Source organism: Acinetobacter sp. MYb10, from assembly GCF_002980175.2.
Taxonomy (GTDB): Bacteria; Pseudomonadota; Gammaproteobacteria; order Pseudomonadales; family Moraxellaceae; genus Acinetobacter; species Acinetobacter guillouiae.
Genome location: NZ_CP058272.1, coordinates 425,438 through 440,963 on the forward strand (window position 1 = coordinate 425,438; position 15,526 = coordinate 440,963).

16 protein-coding genes are annotated in these 15,526 nt (G+C 36.3%); 8 read left to right on the forward strand and 8 right to left on the reverse strand.

All coding sequences use genetic code 11. The features are described 5' to 3' along the window. Nucleotides 1–58: 58 nt before the first annotated feature. Entirely contained in the window at nt 59–667 is a 609-nt protein-coding gene (locus tag CQZ96_RS01955; protein WP_105712522.1) for a DUF4303 domain-containing protein, read from the forward strand. A gap of 80 nt (nt 668–747) precedes the next feature. On the opposite strand, the gene nfsB is transcribed toward CQZ96_RS01955, so the two are convergent. From nfsB to CQZ96_RS01970, 3 genes are all read right to left on the reverse strand, one after another. Further along, nucleotides 748–1,401: an oxygen-insensitive NAD(P)H nitroreductase gene (nfsB, locus tag CQZ96_RS01960; protein ID WP_105712523.1), complete on the reverse strand. Its 654-nt coding sequence runs from the start codon at nt 1,399–1,401 to the stop codon at nt 748–750. A 102-nt stretch (nt 1,402–1,503) separates the two neighbouring features. After that, the gene (locus CQZ96_RS01965) at nt 1,504–2,247 is read right to left on the reverse strand and encodes a UDP-2,3-diacylglucosamine diphosphatase (RefSeq protein ID WP_105712524.1); all 744 of its coding nucleotides are present in this window, start codon (nt 2,245–2,247) and stop codon (nt 1,504–1,506) included. A gap of 93 nt (nt 2,248–2,340) precedes the next feature. Continuing rightward, on the reverse strand, nt 2,341–2,850 hold the full coding sequence (locus tag CQZ96_RS01970) for a peptidylprolyl isomerase (protein WP_105712525.1): 510 nt from the start codon (nt 2,848–2,850) through the stop codon (nt 2,341–2,343). A gap of 168 nt (nt 2,851–3,018) precedes the next feature. On the opposite strand from CQZ96_RS01970, the gene CQZ96_RS01975 reads away from it, so the two are divergent. Both CQZ96_RS01975 and CQZ96_RS01980 read left to right on the forward strand, forming a co-directional pair. Beyond that, nucleotides 3,019–4,740 carry a glutamine--tRNA ligase/YqeY domain fusion protein gene (locus CQZ96_RS01975; protein ID WP_105712526.1) on the forward strand — a complete coding sequence of 574 codons (1,722 nt, stop codon included), beginning with the start codon at nt 3,019–3,021 and terminating at the stop codon, nt 4,738–4,740. 135 nt (nt 4,741–4,875) lie between these two features. Then, entirely contained in the window at nt 4,876–5,196 is a 321-nt protein-coding gene (locus CQZ96_RS01980; protein ID WP_004719963.1) for a pyrimidine/purine nucleoside phosphorylase, read from the forward strand. Nucleotides 5,197–5,220: 24 nt separating this feature from the next. Here CQZ96_RS01980 and CQZ96_RS01985 read toward each other — a convergent pair whose 3' ends face one another. Continuing rightward, nucleotides 5,221–6,117 (reverse strand): LysR family transcriptional regulator, encoded by an 897-nt coding sequence (locus tag CQZ96_RS01985; RefSeq protein ID WP_105712527.1) that lies wholly within the window; start codon nt 6,115–6,117, stop codon nt 5,221–5,223. Nucleotides 6,118–6,221: 104 nt separating this feature from the next. On the opposite strand from CQZ96_RS01985, the gene CQZ96_RS01990 reads away from it, so the two are divergent. Continuing rightward, nucleotides 6,222–7,274: an aldo/keto reductase gene (locus tag CQZ96_RS01990; RefSeq protein ID WP_105712528.1), complete on the forward strand. Its 1,053-nt coding sequence runs from the start codon at nt 6,222–6,224 to the stop codon at nt 7,272–7,274. 108 nt (nt 7,275–7,382) lie between these two features. Beyond that, nucleotides 7,383–7,826, forward strand: a complete 444-nt coding sequence (locus CQZ96_RS01995) for an SRPBCC domain-containing protein (RefSeq protein WP_105712529.1) — start codon at nt 7,383–7,385, stop codon at nt 7,824–7,826. A 57-nt stretch (nt 7,827–7,883) separates the two neighbouring features. On the opposite strand, the gene CQZ96_RS02000 is transcribed toward CQZ96_RS01995, so the two are convergent. After that, a complete protein-coding gene (locus tag CQZ96_RS02000; protein ID WP_105712530.1) occupies nt 7,884–8,420 on the reverse strand; it encodes a lecithin retinol acyltransferase family protein in 537 nt (178 codons plus the stop codon). Between the two features lie 188 nt (nt 8,421–8,608). On the opposite strand from CQZ96_RS02000, the gene CQZ96_RS02005 reads away from it, so the two are divergent. Beyond that, nucleotides 8,609–9,367 (forward strand): phosphodiester glycosidase family protein, encoded by a 759-nt coding sequence (locus tag CQZ96_RS02005; RefSeq protein ID WP_056511482.1) that lies wholly within the window; start codon nt 8,609–8,611, stop codon nt 9,365–9,367. A gap of 88 nt (nt 9,368–9,455) precedes the next feature. Here CQZ96_RS02005 and CQZ96_RS02010 read toward each other — a convergent pair whose 3' ends face one another. After that, nucleotides 9,456–9,701, reverse strand: a complete 246-nt coding sequence (locus CQZ96_RS02010; protein WP_105712531.1) for a hypothetical protein — start codon at nt 9,699–9,701, stop codon at nt 9,456–9,458. 193 nt (nt 9,702–9,894) lie between these two features. Continuing rightward, on the reverse strand, nt 9,895–11,136 hold the full coding sequence (locus tag CQZ96_RS02015) for an outer membrane protein transport protein (RefSeq protein WP_105712532.1): 1,242 nt from the start codon (nt 11,134–11,136) through the stop codon (nt 9,895–9,897). 507 nt (nt 11,137–11,643) lie between these two features. Between CQZ96_RS02015 and CQZ96_RS02020 the strand changes: the two genes are divergently transcribed. Beyond that, nucleotides 11,644–12,273, forward strand: coding sequence for a TetR/AcrR family transcriptional regulator (locus tag CQZ96_RS02020; protein ID WP_056511474.1), 630 nt, complete (start codon nt 11,644–11,646; stop codon nt 12,271–12,273). A gap of 32 nt (nt 12,274–12,305) precedes the next feature. After that, nucleotides 12,306–12,986, forward strand: coding sequence for a class I SAM-dependent methyltransferase (locus CQZ96_RS02025; protein ID WP_105712533.1), 681 nt, complete (start codon nt 12,306–12,308; stop codon nt 12,984–12,986). Between the two features lie 152 nt (nt 12,987–13,138). Here the strand turns inward: CQZ96_RS02025 and plsB are convergent, their stop codons facing one another. Then, nucleotides 13,139–15,340 (reverse strand): glycerol-3-phosphate 1-O-acyltransferase PlsB, encoded by a 2,202-nt coding sequence (gene plsB / locus CQZ96_RS02030; RefSeq protein WP_105712534.1) that lies wholly within the window; start codon nt 15,338–15,340, stop codon nt 13,139–13,141. Between the last annotated feature and the right edge of the window lie 186 nt (nt 15,341–15,526).

Sequence of the window (15,526 nt, forward strand, 5' to 3'; positions counted from 1 at the left end):
TGCACTCTGGTGAATGTCCATATCCACCAGAGTGCTGGTAAAAATAATTAGGTGTGTTATGAATATAGAATCAACAACGCAAAAGCACTGGCATGAAACGAGTTATGCAAAGTTAGTTGAATCGATTCAATATATTGCACAAAATTATCATGATGTGTACGCCTTGGCCTTGTACTATTATTGTGACGACGATGAACCTTGTTTTCCCAAAGTTGAACTTAACTTTAATACCAATGAACAGTTTCAAGCGCAAATTTCTGAAGCTTCGAGTCAAGCTGAAGCGAAATGGAATTATGCCTATTGGTTACAAGAACCGTCTTGGGATATTGGTGGAGAGAATGATCAGCTTTTGGCACAATGGTTTGAGCAAACGCCATTTTATTATTCTCAAAAACAGATGGAATATGCTGAACAAGAAGATGATGCGCTATTTAATGAACTTTTAGAAAAAGGCGAGCAGTTTGCTCAATTGTTTATTACACAAATAATCAAAATGGTTCAGCAATTATTTTCTGAAAATATTCTTCAAGATACATTTGGGAAAAATCTTCCAGTCATTATTCATGAGCTTGAATATTATGAAGAACCCATTTCGTGGACCAAAAGAGCCAATCCAAGTGCATTAATCAATGAATTTATGGATGCCTGTGAAAGTGATTTCTCTTAACAAAATATGCTTATGATTCAATGCTGAGGGACGTGATGTGCCCCACAGCACTTATTGAGTGGAAGCAAGCACTTTAAATGTTATAGACGAGTAAAGACTTCTTCTTGGGTCAAACGAGACTTGGGCAATTTTGCATTAAAGTCAGTATCACTACGATAACCGAGTGTCATAATCACAGACGGGACCAAATTCTTTTCAATTAAGGCTAATTCTTCAGTCAGAATATCTTCGTCAAAACCACCGATTGGCGTTGCATCGATACCTTCAATACCTGCAGCTAATAGCATTTGACCCAGTGCGATAAAGGTTTGATTTTCCGCCCAGCGCTGAATATCACCTTTTTCATTGCGATAATAAGAGACATAGCCTGTACGACTGTCTTTTTGACCTTGCTTAGCCTTGTCATCTTTAAAGCGGCCACTGAGATCATCCTGCTGAAGTAAATTACTCAGATGCTGTTCTGTAATATCTGCTTTGGTACAGAATAAAATCGTATGTGATGAATCTAAAACCTTTGGTGCGTTGTAGCTATATTTTCCGACTAAGGCTTTAGAAATACGTTGTTTAGCTGGATCATTGTCAGCAATAAAAAAATGCCAAGGCTGGATATTGATTGACGATGGGGTTAAACGCAGGATTTCAAGTAAACATGCAAATTGTGCTTGAGGAATCTTTTTAGAAGAATCATAAGCTTTTGTGGTGTAACGTGTTTTTGCTACATTTAATACATCCATAAGGCGATCTCATATATCGTAAATTTTCGATATATTGTATGCTAAAATGGCGAAATGTGAATCTTCAAAACGTAAATAAAGGTGAAGAATCATGATTTTTAATCAATCGGTAAAGTGATTTTTATCTGAAATTGTCCATCTAATAAATTTCCAATCCGCATTTTCATCCACTTCTAAAATCATTGCTTCAGATGTTTTTTCACGCCAATCTCCTAAAACAATTCTAGCTTTACCATTTACATCATGAATTTCAGGGCGATGGGTATGACCATGAACCAGCAGATCGACATTATTAACTGCTTTTTCTACTGCTTGTTGGTTAACATCCATAATTTCATAGGACTTATTTTGTTGAGACTCACGGCTTTTTTTACGAAAACCATTGGCAAGTTTTTGTCTAAAACCAAGTGGGGTACTTTTTAAAAGTCCCAATACAATTGGATTGCGAATAATTTTCTTAAATCGTTGATAAGAGATATCATCGGTACATAAAGCATCGCCATGTTCAAGACGAAATTTTTTTTCACCAATGCTAAATGTATAAAATTCAGGTAGTAATTTTCCATTAAACTGATTTAAAAATGTCTGCCCTAAAGCAAAATCACGATTACCCACTTGAAAATAAATTTGATTACCAGCTTGCAATGAAAATTGCTTTAGATGCTCAATAATTTCATCTAACCAAGGCGCAGTATAATCATCTCCAATCCAAGCATTAAACCAGTCACCGAGAATAAACAGTTGCGTGTTTTGATATTTATAGTGCTCTAATAAATCAAAAAACCCTCGAACCAGTCGAGGGTGTTCTGGTGACAAATGTAAATCAGCGATAAACAGATAGGTCACTTATTTTTCCTATTTAATAACTCCTCCCAAGCTTGCTTTGTAAAGAGGACAGTATCCCTTTATTTAAAAGTCAGCTTCGGGAGGATTTATAAATTATTCAGAGATAATTTTTGCAGATTCAATCACAATGTTTTCTAAAGGAACATCAGCATGATAACCACGGTTACCTGTACGAACGCCTTTGATTGCTTCAACGATGTCTAAACCTTCAGTTACTTTACCAAATACTGCATAACCCCAACCTTGAGCAGTTTTACCTGTATGGTTAAGGAAAGAGTTGTTTTTTACATTGATAAAGAATTGTGCAGAAGCAGAGTGAGGTGCTTGAGTACGTGCCATTGCAACCGTACCTTCATCATTGCTTAAACCATTGTCTGCTTCATTTTCAATTGAATCACGTGTGGTTTTTTCTTTGAAGTTTTCATCCATGCCACCGCCTTGGATCATGAAACCGTCAATAACACGATGGAAGATTACGCCATCATAAAAACCATCACGAACATATTCTAAAAAGTTAGCAACAGTTTTTGGTGCTTTTTCAGAGTTAAGTTCAAGAACAATGCGTCCTTTGTTGGTGTTTAATTCGACTTGAGGAAAACTCATTCTATAATCTCCTAATCATGACTAAAAATGTCATGGGTTTTTGGTTGAGAGAAGCATAAGCAAACTGTAAACTACATAGCAAGTAAAAATGTGAAATTCTTTTGTTAAAAAAGGATAAAATCACATTTTCTATATTCAATTTTAACTTTTAGAAGTGATTTATCAACTATGAAGCCAAATGATGTTGTTTCAGAACTGCCGAAAACCCCGACAAATAGTCCAAGCCCTGTCGATAATGCGCAGCAAGAACAACAAGCGGGCTTAGATTTTGTACGCCAAGTCATTACAGAGGATTTGGCAGCGGGCCGTACACAAAAAGTTGTTACACGTTTTCCACCTGAGCCAAATGGTTATCTACATATTGGTCATGTAAAGGCTATCTGCTTAAATTTTGGCATCGCTCAAGAATACGATGGTTTGTGTAACTTGCGTTTTGATGACACCAACCCAGATGCTGAAGAACAAGAATATGTTGATGGTATTGCCAATGACGTAAAATGGTTAGGTTTTGAGTGGAATGGCGAACCTCGCTATGCATCAAGCTATTTTGACCAATTACATACTTGGGCAATTCAGTTGATCAAACAAGGCGATGCTTATGTAGATCTACAAAGCCCAGAAGAAATTAGAATTAACCGTGGTAATTTTGTCGAGCCAGGTAAAAACTCACCTTATCGTGATGCATCTATTGAAGAAAATCTTGCTCGTTTTGAAAAAATGAACAATGGTGAATTGGCTGAGGGTGAAGCAGTATTACGTGCCAAAATTGATATGACCTCACCAAATGTACATATGCGTGATCCAATTCTATATCGTGTACTTCATTCAGAACATCACCAAACTGGTGATAAATGGAAAATGTACCCAATGTATGACTATGCTCATCCATTGTCAGATGCGATTGAAGGGATTACCCATTCATTATGTACCTTAGAGTTTCAAGACCATCGCCCATTTTATGATTGGGTGGTTGAGAAAGTACATTCACAATCAGTTCCACGTCAGTATGAATCTAGCCGTTTAAATATAGATTATACGATTACCTCTAAACGAAAATTACGTAAATTGGTAGAAGGTAACTATGTTCATGGTTGGGATGATCCACGGATGCCAACTGTGGTAGGCATGCGTCGTCGTGGTTTTACCCCTGAAGGGTTACGTGAGTTCTGTAAGCGTGTAGGCGTGTCTAAAACAGATGGTATCGTTGATGTGGCTATGCTTGAGTTCTGTATTCGTCAATCTCTTGAAAATACAGCAGCACGTGGTATGGCTGTTTTAAATCCATTGAAAGTGACTTTGACCAACTTGCCAGCAGATTTGGATTTAAGCCATGCACGTCATCCAAATGTAGATATGGGCGATCGTATTATTCCTTTAACCTCTGAAATCTTTATTGATCGTAAAGACTTTGAAGAAGTTCCACCAAAAGGTTTTAAACGTTTAGTTCCTGAGGGTGAAGTACGTTTACGTCATGCTTATGTGATCAAGTGTGATGAAGTGATTAAAGATGCCAATGGCGAAGTGATCGAGTTGAAATGTTCAATTGATCCTGAAACTTTAGGTAAAAACCCAGAAGGTCGTAAAGTGAAAGGTGTTGTTCATTGGGTTTCTGCGTCGAAAGGGATTCCTGCTGAGGTTCGTGTTTACGATCGTTTATTCACCGAAGCTGCACCAGATGCAGATGATGATTTCTTGGCAAATTTAAATCCAGAATCTTTAACGGTACTTCAAGCGGTGATCGAGCCTGCTTTGGCTCAAGCGCAACCAGAAGATCGTTTCCAGTTTGAGCGTGAGGGTTATTTTGTTGCGGATCAATATGATCATACAGCAGATAAACCTGTGTTTAACCGTGTCTTAGATTTGAAAGATAGCTTTAAACCGGGTAAATAATTTTATTCAACCCTGAATAAAATCATGATTTTAGACCTAGCTTCGGCTAGGTTTTTTTATACTGTTTAAAATTGATTGAGGAATACTATAGAAAAGCGATATAGTAAATGCACAAATAATAATCAGGACAAATATATGTCTTCCCAATTTGATTTTGTTACGGTCCATATTAAACCTAATATTCATTATAAAGGGCGATCAATCAGTTATCTTATCGAATGCAAAGATGGTTCGAAGAAAACATTGGGGGTAATTTTACCCACAGAGAAACCTTTAACTTTTGAAACTCATGTGACTGAGCGCATTGAGATTGTCTCTGGAAAATGCTTGGTTCGGATAGCAGATCAAGAAGAAATGGAAGTTTACAGTTCTGGAGAGTCTTTTACTGTTCCTGCAAATAGCCGTTTTAGTCTGCAATCCAGCGAAGTTGTAGATTATGTTTGTCATCTGGAATAACGGATAACATTAGCCAAATCATCATTAGAATTCTTTAAAGTAATCCTGTAAATACTCAATAAAAACTTTTACTTTATCAGAGATTAAATTTTTATCTGGAATAACAGCATAAATAGCAGTGGGTTCTACCCTAAAATTAGGAAGAACATGAACCAGTTTCCCTGAATCTAAATCGTTTTTGACATGCCAAAGTGAGTGATTGGATATGCCGAGCCCTGCCAAAGATGCCTGACGAATTCCTTCGCCTGAGTTGGTAATAAAATAGCCATTTACCTGGATATCTAATCTTCTATTTGGGTTACTGTGATCCAGAAAGTTCCATGTATTGCTGATGCCTTGTTGATGACGCTGCACGATACAACGCTGTTGTTGTAAATCCTCTAAACGTTTGGGGATACCAAATTTAGCGAGATATTCAGGTGCAGCACAAAGTAAGCGTTTATTGATAGATAATGGTTTTGCGATGAAAGAAGAATCTTGTAGTTTGCCAATGCGAATCGCAAGATCCATACCTTTGGTAATAAGATCTACATTTTGGTCATTTAAATCTAAATTGATTAATAATTCAGGGTGTTGTTTTAAAAACTCAGCAATAACCTGAACCAGTATCTGTGTTCCAAAGGTTGCGGAAGCGGTGATATTGATGCTTCCTGAAAGTTTTTGATCTTGAAGCTTTAAATTTTCGGTTAATGTCTGGAAATTATCGAGAAGTGGTCGTCCTTGCTCAATCAGTATTTTGGCTTCTTCGGTCAGACTTAGTTTCCGTGTCGTACGATAAAAGAGTTTAAGACTGAGCTGATTTTCAAGCCTTTGCACTCGTTGACTTGCCACTGAAACTGCAATATTGGCTTCTTTTGCCGCTTGGCTGATTGAACCCAAATCTGCGACACGTAAGAAGAATTGGAAGTCTTGTGTATTCATTTTCCATAAAATCGAAAAAGTAATTCCTCATTATCCTGATTTTTAAAATAATACCAAGTTGTTATTTTGTGATGAGACACATTATTCAATCAAGGTGAATGATCATGAAATATAATTTTTTAGGCAATTCTGGTTTAAAAGTATCTGAGTTGGGATTTGGTGCTGGAACCCTTGGAGGAAAAGGTCCTCTATTTTCTGCATGGGGACAAGCAGGGCAGAAAGAAGCCAATCAAATGATTACCACATGTATAGATGCAGGAATTAATTTCTTTGATACGGCCGATGTGTATTCAGACGGTGAATCTGAAAAAATGCTTGGAATTGCATTAGCACCTTATCGGCACAATGCGATTATTTCAACTAAAGTTGCGCTTCGTAGCAATGAACAAGTGAATCAGGTCGGATTGAGTCGTCATTATTTAATTCATGCAGTAGAACAATCGTTAAAACGCTTAAATACAGACTATATCGATGTTTTACAGTTACATCAGTTTGATAGCTTTACTTCGCTAGATCAGCTTATGAAAACTTTAGATGAATTGGTCCGAAGCGGAAAAGTTCGTTATATCGGGGCATCTAATTTTTCAGGCTGGCAATTGATGAAAGCGCAGTCGATTGCAGATCGTTATGGTTATGAAAAAATGGTGGCACATCAGGTGTATTATTCATTGATAGGTCGGTATTATGAATGGGAACTGATGCCTTTAAATCATGATCAGCATATTGGTGCTGTTGTGTGGAGTCCTTTGGGATGGGGACGTTTGACAGGTAAGTTTGATCGTGAGCATCCTTTGCCTGAAAATAGTCGCTTACATGAAACAGCACAATTTGCGCCACCTGTAAACGAAGAATATCTCTATCAAGTAATAGACGCATTAAAACAGATTGCATTAGACACGGGATATTCAGTCCCACAAATTGCTTTAAAATGGCTGTTAACACGAGCTACAGTGTCTACTGTACTGATTGGTGCTCGAAATCAACAACAACTGCAAGATAATCTAATCGCAAAAGATCTAGTGCTTACGGATTCACAATTACAGCGTTTAAATCAAGTCAGTGCGGTTCATCCAGCATATCCATATTACCCGTATTGGAATGGTCAATTTTCAGAGCGCTATCAGAGCATAGTTGAATCATCACTTATTCAAAACTAATTCGTTAAATTTGTTAACAAAAACATGATACTGATTACATAGCACTTATGTTATCAGTATCACTTTGTTATCCATATAGTTCTATATAAGCTTAGAAGAGTAATAAGAATGAATCCAACCATTGAAACTCAAATGTTAATTCGTAAACCCGTATCTGCGGTTTTTAATGCATTTATTGATCCTGAAATTAATTCAAAATTCTGGTTTAGTCGTTCTACAGGACCCCTAAAAGAAGGCAAAATTGTGCAATGGAGTTGGGATAAGTATCAAGTCAGCTCAAAGGTTATGGTATTTAACATTATTGAAAATAAATTGATTCAAATTACTTGGGGTGAACCCAAAACATCGGTAGATTTTATATTTGAAGAAATCAGCTCCGAGCACACCTATTTAAAAATTAGAAATTACGATATTTCGTTGCAAGGCTCTGAACTGATTCAATTTATTATCGATGCAACTGGGGGATTCACCACAGTGCTGGATGGTTTAAAAGCTTATTTGGAACACGGATTAGAACTCAAATTGGTTGAAGACAAATTTCCACCATTTTAATGGTGATTTAAAATCAGGGCTTTGCCTAAGGTCATGTGAACAACCTAGTTGAGTATTTTACTTTTTAGGTTGCTGTTCTTTAAGTGATAAATAGGTTGGAAGTTTTAATTTTGACTGAGCCCTGAGTTTCATTTTTATATATAAAACCAAAGCAAAACAGGTGGTTGCAACTGTTAAAAATAAGCCATTCATATAGGTCATGATTGAACTGATATAGCCAATCGTGGTTAAACGGTTCATCATTTTTACCACTTGAGGACTACTTTCAACTCCTGTAATTGCCCAACTACACAGATGTTCACAATTATTGATAATCAAATGATAGCTGTTTTCGTTCATGCGTGTACGCATACGTCGAACTACATGACGACCAGAAAACTTAGGTTGATCATAGTAACGGACACGGATCACTTTACCATGTGAAAATTTTTCAAGTGAAGTGATTTCGATTGGGCGTTTTTTTACAAAATGTGCCAGCCCAGAATAATGTATAACACGACCTTTTCCAGCATAGATTCCATGATGGCTATAGCCAAAATGTTTGACGATTAAATGCGCACCTAAAGGGTATTTAGCTATATGTTTTGTCTGCATATTCCACTCAGTTCAAATAAAGTGTACACATGTATTTAATTGAAAGGATAGTTTGATTATAACCATGCAAAATGAATTTGATAGCCCTTAAAGTGATAATTAAGTAAAAAAATGCATTAAAAGTGCTAATTAGCCTTCATTATTCAATAGATCACACGATAAAATATAACACTTTGAATGGGGATGTTATGAATTTGAAAACTGGGGTATATGCGCTGATAAGCATGATGGGATTGAGTGCACTTTCCTTTCAAGTCAATGCCAATACTGACTATATCAAAATAATCAAAGACAAGAAGGTGATCGCAGATGCTGTTCGTATCGATGATCTAGATCAGCTACAACTATTTTTAAAAAACCAACAAGGGCAAATCTATAAAAAGTTCGCAGCTGTGCAAAAAGAGCGTAAAAAATGCCAGATCAGTTTTGCCATGAATGCAGGAATGTATCACCCTAATTTTGCACCAGTAGGCTTGTACATTGAACAAGGTAAACAACAAATAGAATTAAACCAACAAAAAAACAAATTTGGTAATTTTTTTATGCAACCCAATGGTGTGGTTGCTTGGAACAATAAGCAAGCTGTGATTAAAACCACAGAGCAATATCTTAAATCTAATTTTAAAGCTCGCTATGCTACACAATCTGGTCCAATGTTATTGATCAATGGTGAGATCAATCCAATTTTCGTTAAAAACTCAGATTCATTGAAAGTTCGCAATGGGGTGGGAATTAAAAATAATCAACTGTATTTTGTGATAAGTCGTGGAAAAATTAATTTTTATAATTTTGCTGATATTTTTAAGTCGCAGCTTAAAACAGATCAAGCTTTATATTTAGATGGTTCAATTTCAAGTGCATTCATTCCACAAGTGAAAAGGAATGATCAGACTTATGATTTAGGCCCAATGTTTATTTATAGTGAAGCAAAAAATTGTGACGATTAAAATGGCAAAATTAAAGTTTGAGTTTTTATTTACAGGCAAAAATGGATGCCTGCAAACAGAAGCATCCATTTTGTAGATCAAGGATAAATTACTTAACCATGCCAATGATTGAAGATTGTGCTTTACAGGCTTGAATAGCATCTTCTTTAGATAACTTTTTAATTTCTTCTTCAAAGGCTTTTTTCTGTTCTTTTAGTGAATCTTCAGGAATGCCACTTTGTTTTGCCAAGTCTTCCATATGCTTCCAAGATTCTTCACATTCCTTTGGCATACCACCACATGCGGTTAAGATAGTGCCTAAAGCGAGAATTGGAATTAAATGTAATAATTTCATATTCAGATCCTTTAATTTAAGTTGGTTTTTTGCTGAGGTTTATTCATATTGATCATTAAAATTTATAGCGTATACAAATGACGAAAAAATGAATTTGTCTTTGAATAAAAAGAAAAAGACTTCATTCTCAAGTATATACACTAGAATGAAGTCTACGCTAAAAAATAATTTTAACAAGATCATGCATTGAGCATTAGAAACGGTAACCTATTTTTAAACCATAGCCTATGGCATTGTTGTCTCGATAATCGCCTTGTTGGGCAATTTCTGAAGCACCGGGTACCGGAATGTAATAGGTACCATCTTGTGCCGTGGCATCACCAATCCAAATATATTTGATGCCTCCTGCGATAAAGTAATTGTCAGCAGGGTTGTATTGAACACCCAACCCTAAGCCCCAACCGCCTTTGGTAGGATTCAATACAGAAGCAGGATTTCCAGTACCAGAATCCCATGAAACATCAGCCGACGCAGCCCATTTTTGTGTAAATTGATGTCCTAAACCAACAGTGATGCTGTATTGGTCTTTCTGATAGTCATCCAGATTAAATCCACCAGCATATAGGCCTTGGCTTAACTCAGCTGTTGCCAGTTCAGTGAGTGCGCCAAACTGTGTTGGACGGATTCTAAAATCTTTCCAATTTACCCAACGCGCATTTAAATATGCCAGCGTATCTTTATAAACACCTGTTTGAAAATCTAAATTTACCGATTGTGGCGTGTTGATTTCTGTATCTTTATCAGGAGTGAATGCTAAAGGTTGTCCAAAAATGGTTTCTTGAGCATCTATTTTGTGCTTAATTTTAGAACGATAAGTCACGGCTGCCTTTAAAGCAATTTCAGGAATCTGAAAAGCAGCACCAGCAAGCCATCCAACAGCACTATCTTGTTTAAAGTTGGCATCATAGCCATTAAACACACTCATCGAATTACCACGTAAAGACACTTTGCCTTTGACTGTCTGGTATACGCCACCGCCGTAGAGGTTAAAATGAGCATCTGGCTGAAAACCAAATAGCATCGCAATATTTTGAGTATCAACATCCGCAAGGGTACCTTTCATACTGATTTCAGTATCAGAGAAGGTATTATTGCTACGTAAAGGATATTCGATTGCAGCACCATAAGGTTGATCATAGATGAGCCCAAAGGAAACTTTTGGCGCAATTTGCAGTTTTAATGCTGCATTATAGTATTGATATGATTGTGCCATATCACCTGTACTCAAATCATTGCTGCCTGCATTGATTAAATCAGGTCGATTTCGAACTTTACCTGATACTTTCGGGTCAACTGTGGCAATACTGGCTTCGAAATAATTCCTGTCTTCAAGAAACGCCAGTATCGATTGACCAGATTGATCCATCGCAGCTGCATGAGTATAAGCAGTGGGTAAAATGCTGAGGATACTGAGAATGAGTGATTGAGTTTTCATGCTTTTCTTTCCTTGAATGTTTTTTTTATTTCGCATATAAAATTCAGACAAAACTATAGTGAACAATAGAAGTTAAGCTATTAGTTTATTTAAGTTTTATCTGAAAGCTTTATGATTTTAGTGAATCATTTTTACTGGATTTAATAAAGGGGTGTAATGACCAATTTAAGGGGGGATTATCGGACAATTCATATGTGCATTGTCTTAAGAAGTTGCCTTAGATCATTGAAGAATCAATCGCTGATTTAAAAAAGATTATTTTCCAAAAAGAATTAATTTAAAATGACTGCTTTGATCGATCAGGAATTGATAGATCAGCAATGGTACAAAATAACCTCAACAAGATAACTAAGTTGATCAATGATTTATTAAATATTGAATGAAGCGATCAGGGTGGATAGCTTATTGCTGCAAAATTTATTAGTATTTAATCTGAATTACCTTGTGGTATCAGCAAGGACAAACTATTCATTGCCAGTTTATTTGGAAAGGAATTTACGTATCGCTATGAACTATAAAAGATCCTCTGTCATGGAAGAGAAAATGCAACAGAACCGCGAGATGATTTTATTGTCTGCACGAGAGCTGGTTGCACAAGGAGGATTTAAAGATGCACAAATTCAAGCGATTGCGGATCGGGCAGGCGTATCAAGTGGTCTGGTCTACCGTTATTTTGAAAATAAAAATCAAGTACTGATTGAAGTCTTAAATGCGGCGATTCATATCGAAGTCAATATTCTCAATGATATTGCACATACCCAACTCAGCGCACTAGAAAAACTAGATCGCGCCGTTACAACCTTTGTAAAAAGGGCAATGAACAGCCCTCGACTGTCTTATTCATTATTGTTTGAACCTGTCGATCCTCAATTTGAGTTAGAACGCTTTCAAAGTAAGCAATTGATTAAAGAAAGTATTATTAAAATTTTGACCGAAGGACGTCATTCAGGCGAGTTTATTTTTGAGGATCTAAACACCACGGCATTGTGCATCGTGGGTGCAATGACTTTTGTTGTGATTGAACCTTTAAGTATCGCCAAGACCAAGCGTTTTGATAAAAGCTATAAAGAGTATTTTGTAAAACAAATCGCTGATTTTTGTTTGCAGGCAGTGAAAGTCAAACATCCTCAGGAATAATAATATTAATCATCATTGCAAGGCTTAAAGAAATGGCAAAGGACTTTAATAATCCAGTTGTAGTTGAAGGATATGATGCACATATTCGTAAATTAATTCCCGGTTATGAACTGATACATTTACAAGTCCATGCTGTATTAAAGAGCTATGTATCGACTCAAGCAAAGATTTTAGTCGTGGGATGTGGTACAGGTTATGAACTGCAATATTTGGCTGAGCAATTTCCTCATTGGAATTTTACAGCAATAGATCCTGCAGCAAATATGATTGATAAAGCCAAACAACATATAGCAGATTTAGGGCTTTGTTCTCGAATTCAGTTTATACAAGGTGATACATCTGTTCTTAAACGAGTCGATGTGAGTTTTGATGTGGCTTTGGCTATCTTGGTTTCACATTTTGTTCCAGTTGATGCAAAAGCACAATTTTTAAAAGATATTGCAAATCACCTAAGCAGTACTGGTCTATGTTTAAGTTATGAATTGATGGAAATTTGGAATGCCAAACAATTACAAGCTTTAAAAAATCTGAGTTTAGCAACAGGATTAACAGAAAAACAGGTACAACTTATGGCAGATCGTATTGAACAAGATTTTGCTTTAATTTCTGTTGATGAAATGAGCGCTTTGTATTTGCAAGCAGGTTTTAAGCGTGTGGAAAGCTTTGCTCAAGTATTGAATTATCATGGTTTTATTGCATTTAAAACGGACTAAGAAAAACGTATAAGTAATAACTAAAAATCATTTTTTGCTTTAAAGTAAATCAATTAGTTATATTTCTATGAGCTATATACGCTTATAAAAAAGTTCCTTATCCAAGTGGATGAAGGAACTTTTTATTGCGGATCAAAGCCAAAAATAAAGGATTATTTCTCTTTGCTTTCTTTTTCAGGTTCTTTCACAACATTGACATCATACAAATGAGCAAAGGCTGAAAGTAAACGAATTTTAGGATCTGCATTTGAAATCTTAATGCTTTGATCTGCTTCAAGTGTGATTAATTTCTCAGCAACAAAATAATCGACAATTTGTGTGATTTCACTCTCAATCTCAGATTCATCCCATTTTAAAAAGAAGGCTTTTTGAATAAGTGGGTATTGTTCGATGACTTGGGTATATAAATCAGATTTTGAAATCTCAAACAGCTGCTGCTCTGTTTCAACGCGCAATACTTTGGCAATCAGTGCTGGCAGTATAAACGTGTGAAGAATGTTATTACTGAAATACTTAAGCAGGCCCACCTGTATATCACTGACTTTCACCCAGCGTTCATTATCATGCTCAATCAATTCAACTTGTTTTAGCTTCATGGCATATTGAATGATTTCTGTGTTGGAAAGCTCGGTGATTTGCATACGATCATCATAACGATGCTGTTTGAGTAGATTGCGGAATTGTTCTAAACGTACCAATACTTCACGCTCTGCCAAAGCATGCGTTGGTGCATTTAACAAGACCAGAGAAATCAAACTAATAGGATTAATCACCACGGCTTTATTGATATTTTCCAAAATATCAAATGCAACATCATTGACCGTGGCTTTAACAGACTCAGGCATCTCTTCATGCAAAGCAACACGTTGTGGAGCATTGTTCTTTTTTAAGATCTCTTCAAGGAAAACTGGTTCACCTAAATTGACGTGGACAACACCAAAGACTTTTTCAATCTTTTGAATAGATTTAAGTAGTCCAAATAGTGATTCAGCTTGTTTTTTCTGTCCACCCAGTTCTTTTATGTATGAACTGCCTTCGATCAGTTTTTCATATCCAAAGTAAGTCGGAATAAAGGCAATCGGTTTACTATTCCCACGCAAATAACTTTGGATGGTCATTGCGAGCATCCCTTTTTTTGGCGGCAATAAAAGTCCAGTACGAGAACGACCACCTTCAATAAAGTATTCCATCGGTGTATTTCGATTGAGCATACTGTAGATATATTCTTTAAAGACAGCGGTATAAAGCGCATTACCATTAAAGCTACGTCGAATAAAGTATGCACCTGCACCACGCATCAGTTGTCCAACCACAGGCATATTTAAATTAATACCTGCTGCAATATGGGGAACCATCAAGCCACGGTTATAAATCACATAAGACAATAACAAATAGTCAATGTGGCTACGATGACAAGGGGTATAGACAATTTCATAATCTTTGGCAAGTTCACGAACCGTATCGAAATTATGTACTTCGATACCGTCATAGAGCTGGGTCCACAATTTAGTTAAAGCAATTTCAGCAAAGCGTAAGGTCGAATAAGAAAAATCAGAAACGATTTCATCGAGGTATTTATGCGCGAGTGCTTCGGCTTCATTGATGCTGATTTTTTTATGAATGCTTTCATTGAGAATGGCTTCTTTGACCGCATCACTCAGCATGAGTTTGTTAATCACATTGCGACGATCTGAAATATCAGGACCAAGAATTGCTTCTTTGTAGCCATTAAATTGTTTATTGAGCTCAGTTACCACATAATGCGCTGGTGAAAAATTGGGTGTGAGTTCAATGGCTGAATCAATTAACTGCCGTAAAGAAACTGCTTGATGGAATTCAATATAATTATTACGGCCATACAGGGTAATGTTGAGTGCTTGTTTAATGCCCGTTGGCTTTGCCCAAGCATCGGTCATCAATGCTTTATACCAGCTATCTTCATTCTCTGGTGCACGTCCCCATAAAATCGTTGTTGGTACTAAAAGCACATCTTGCTCAGGATGTTTCAATAAATATTCGACTAAGCGAATAATTTTATCTGGGTAGTATGCAGAAGCATTGCTTTTGGTTGGTTCTAAAGTGATAAAACGATCATCTTCCTGATAATCTGCCCCTAGATTAAGTGGCGCAAAAGCAGGGCTGAGTTTTCTTTTTTCTGTTTCATTGTCGATCAAGACTTTATTTGAAGTTGAGTCATCTTGAATGACATAGCAAATCGGAAAATTAGCTGTGTTTGGATCATTAACTGTATTTTCAAGAGTTTTTGTATCGCCTAAAACTTGTGGGCTGACGATTTTATCTAAGATTTTTTTTGTAAATTGACGATAAAATTTTTGATAAGCATTGCTTGCCATAATATTCTCTAAATATGAGTCATATCGTTATTATGCTTGAAATAATATACAAATATATAGTTTGATTTGACGACAAATCGGTCAAACACTTTGCCTAAAAACTAAACTTATGATTTTTATCAATAAACTATTTCGATATTGGTATAATTAAATTCAGTTACTCAATATCAAAGTTTCATAGAAAAG

Bases quoted from the DNA above. Each gene is read 5' to 3' on its own strand.
- CQZ96_RS01990 (WP_105712528.1), top strand. From the start codon at position 6,222: ATGAAATATAATTTTTTAGGCAATTCTGGTTTAAAAGTATCTGAGTTG.
- CQZ96_RS01980 (WP_004719963.1), top strand. From the start codon at position 4,876: ATGTCTTCCCAATTTGATTTTGTTACGGTCCATATTAAACCTAATATT.
- CQZ96_RS02000 (WP_105712530.1), bottom strand. From the start codon at position 8,420: ATGCAGACAAAACATATAGCTAAATACCCTTTAGGTGCGCATTTAATC.
- CQZ96_RS01975 (WP_105712526.1), top strand. From the start codon at position 3,019: ATGAAGCCAAATGATGTTGTTTCAGAACTGCCGAAAACCCCGACAAAT.
- CQZ96_RS02005 (WP_056511482.1), top strand. From the start codon at position 8,609: ATGAATTTGAAAACTGGGGTATATGCGCTGATAAGCATGATGGGATTG.
- nfsB (WP_105712523.1), bottom strand. From the start codon at position 1,401: ATGGATGTATTAAATGTAGCAAAAACACGTTACACCACAAAAGCTTAT.
- CQZ96_RS02020 (WP_056511474.1), top strand. From the start codon at position 11,644: ATGAACTATAAAAGATCCTCTGTCATGGAAGAGAAAATGCAACAGAAC.
- plsB (WP_105712534.1), bottom strand. From the start codon at position 15,340: ATGGCAAGCAATGCTTATCAAAAATTTTATCGTCAATTTACAAAAAAA.
- CQZ96_RS01995 (WP_105712529.1), top strand. From the start codon at position 7,383: ATGAATCCAACCATTGAAACTCAAATGTTAATTCGTAAACCCGTATCT.
- CQZ96_RS01955 (WP_105712522.1), top strand. From the start codon at position 59: ATGAATATAGAATCAACAACGCAAAAGCACTGGCATGAAACGAGTTAT.
- CQZ96_RS01970 (WP_105712525.1), bottom strand. From the start codon at position 2,850: ATGAGTTTTCCTCAAGTCGAATTAAACACCAACAAAGGACGCATTGTT.
- CQZ96_RS02015 (WP_105712532.1), bottom strand. From the start codon at position 11,136: ATGAAAACTCAATCACTCATTCTCAGTATCCTCAGCATTTTACCCACT.
- CQZ96_RS02025 (WP_105712533.1), top strand. From the start codon at position 12,306: ATGGCAAAGGACTTTAATAATCCAGTTGTAGTTGAAGGATATGATGCA.
- CQZ96_RS01985 (WP_105712527.1), bottom strand. From the start codon at position 6,117: ATGAATACACAAGACTTCCAATTCTTCTTACGTGTCGCAGATTTGGGT.
- CQZ96_RS02010 (WP_105712531.1), bottom strand. From the start codon at position 9,701: ATGAAATTATTACATTTAATTCCAATTCTCGCTTTAGGCACTATCTTA.